This window comes from Streptomyces sp. NPDC030245 (assembly GCF_055572995.1).
The window spans coordinates 1038073-1039674 of record NZ_JBVICF010000001.1; the positions used below are offsets into that span (position 1 = coordinate 1038073).

A 1602-nucleotide genomic window follows, 5' to 3' on the forward strand; every position below is an offset into this window, starting at 1 on the left:
GCTCGATGTTTGACGCTTCACAGCGGGTACCGGAATATCAACCGGTTATCCATCGACTACGCCTGTCGGCCTCGCCTTAGGTCCCGACTTACCCTGGGCAGATCAGCTTGACCCAGGAACCCTTAGTCAATCGGCGCACACGTTTCTCACGTATGTATCGCTACTCATGCCTGCATTCTCACTCGTGAACCGTCCACCACTGCCTTCCGGCGCAGCTTCACCCGGCACACGACGCTCCCCTACCCATCCCAGCCCCCGTTGGGGGTATGTGCTGGAATGACACGACTTCGGCGGTACGCTTGAGCCCCGCTACATTGTCGGCGCGGAATCACTAGACCAGTGAGCTATTACGCACTCTTTCAAGGGTGGCTGCTTCTAAGCCAACCTCCTGGTTGTCTCTGCGACTCCACATCCTTTCCCACTTAGCGTACGCTTAGGGGCCTTAGTCGATGCTCTGGGCTGTTTCCCTCTCGACCATGGAGCTTATCCCCCACAGTCTCACTGCCGTGCTCTCACTTACCGGCATTCGGAGTTTGGCTAAGGTCAGTAACCCGGTAGGGCCCATCGCCTATCCAGTGCTCTACCTCCGGCAAGAAACACACGACGCTGCACCTAAATGCATTTCGGGGAGAACCAGCTATCACGGAGTTTGATTGGCCTTTCACCCCTAACCACAGGTCATCCCCCAGGTTTTCAACCCTGGTGGGTTCGGTCCTCCACGACCTCTTACAGCCGCTTCAACCTGCCCATGGCTAGATCACTCCGCTTCGGGTCTTGAGCGCGCTACTATGTCGCCCTATTCGGACTCGCTTTCGCTACGGCTTCCCCACACGGGTTAACCTCGCAACACACCGCAAACTCGCAGGCTCATTCTTCAAAAGGCACGCAGTCACGACGTACAGCACAAGTGCTGCACGCGACGCTCCCACGGCTTGTAGGCACACGGTTTCAGGTACTATTTCACTCCGCTCCCGCGGTACTTTTCACCATTCCCTCACGGTACTATCCGCTATCGGTCACCAGGGAATATTTAGGCTTAACGGGTGGTCCCGCCAGATTCACACGGGATTTCTCGGGCCCCGTGCTACTTGGGTGTCTCTCAAACGAGCCGCTGATGTTTCGACTACGGGGGTCTTACCCTCTACGCCGGACCTTTCGCATGTCCTTCGCCTACATCAACGGTTTCTGACTCGTCTCACAGCCGGCAGACTGTGAAAGAGAGATCCCACAACCCCGTATGCGCAACCCCTGCCGGGTCTCACACGCATACGGTTTGGCCTCATCCGGTTTCGCTCGCCACTACTCCCGGAATCACGGTTGTTTTCTCTTCCTGCGGGTACTGAGATGTTTCACTTCCCCGCGTTCCCTCCACACTGCCTATGTGTTCAGCAGCGGGTGACAGCCCATGACGACTGCCGGGTTTCCCCATTCGGAAACCCCCGGATCAAAGCCTGGTTGACGACTCCCCGGGGACTATCGTGGCCTCCCACGTCCTTCATCGGTTCCTGGTGCCAAGGCATCCACCGTGCGCCCTTAAAAACTTGGCCACAGATGCTCGCGTCCACTGTGCAGTTCTCAAACAACGACCAACCACCCATCACA

1 rRNA gene (only partly in view) is annotated in these 1602 nt (G+C 57.3%); it reads right to left on the reverse strand.

Annotated features, from left to right (window positions below):
* A 23S ribosomal RNA gene (locus ACZ4Z4_RS04590) occupies positions 1-1547 on the reverse strand; it reaches 1272 nt to the left of the window's first position.
* Between the last annotated feature and the right edge of the window lie 55 nt (positions 1548-1602).